Origin of the sequence: Streptomyces sp. 13-12-16, from assembly GCF_002114215.1 — a bacterium.
In the GTDB taxonomy this organism is placed as follows: domain Bacteria; phylum Actinomycetota; class Actinomycetes; order Streptomycetales; family Streptomycetaceae; genus Streptomyces.
Genome location: NZ_NCTE01000478.1, coordinates 1 through 960, shown reverse-complemented (window position 1 = coordinate 960; position 960 = coordinate 1). Strand labels below are relative to the sequence as shown.

General features: G+C 77.3%; 1 protein-coding gene. It reads left to right on the top strand.

Translation table 11 applies throughout. From position 1 onward, the window contains the following. Nucleotides 1-13: 13 nt before the first annotated feature. On the top strand, nucleotides 14-960 hold a 947-nt coding region (locus tag B7767_RS19130; RefSeq protein ID WP_143652545.1), incomplete at its 3' end, for a hypothetical protein.

Below are 960 nucleotides of genomic sequence, written 5' to 3'. Positions count from 1 at the left end.
CAGCGTGCCGCCGGTGGTCCCCGCCGCCGGTCCCTCCCTGCGGTACCCGCCGGCTCAGGGCCGTCGCTTCGGCTTCCCCGCCGGCCACCTCACCGACCGTCCCGGCGCACCCGGCGCCGGGACGGGCCGGGCGGCCACGGCGCATGGGGCGCACTGGTACACCGTCGCGGGCCCGGTGCGGCACCCCGACGGGACGCACGAGGCCGACGGGGTGTGGCTCGAGTTGTCGCCCGGCCGTCTGGTCGAGGTGCCCGGCGGCCTGATGCACACCCTGCACAGCGGCAGCCCGGAGTCCCTGGAGGGGCTGTGCTGGGAGCTGTTCCGGCCCGGTGACACGGTGCGGGTGTCCGCCCACCACCGCGGGCTGACGGAGCCCACCTGCGTCGTCCTGCACGACTGGCGTCCGGGACTGCGCGGGGCGCTGGGCGACGTACCGGCGGTGCTGACGGTGCTCAGGAGTGACCCGGAGTCCGGCACGCTGCATCTGGGCGGTGCCGGCCGGGAGTTGCAGTATCCCGTCACCCGTGCGGCGGCGGCACGCCACGCGGAGGGCCGCGTGGTGCGTCTCACCCCGGACAACCGTCTCGCTCCCTGGTCCGGGGCCCCCGAGCGCGGCGACGCCGTGCTGCTGGGGTGCGACGAGGCGGGCGTCCTCTTCGTGCACGGGTTCCCGGCAGGGGCCGTCTCCCTCTCCGACGACGGCTGGGCGGACGACGCCTGGATCCGCCGGGAGCTCGCGGGGGATCCGGAACGGGTCTCCTCCCTGCTGGCCATGGTCGACGGTGCGCTCCCCGTGACCGTCGAGGAGATCGGGGCCGACGGCGGCCTGACGGTGTCCCGTTCGGCCCAGCCGCGACTGCCGTCCGGCCCCGGGGCGGTGTGGCAGGTGCCGGCGTGGCCCGCGGGGCGGCTGGCGGACGGCAGGCTCGTGCTGCGCGGCGGCGGGGCCCTGCTCGCCCT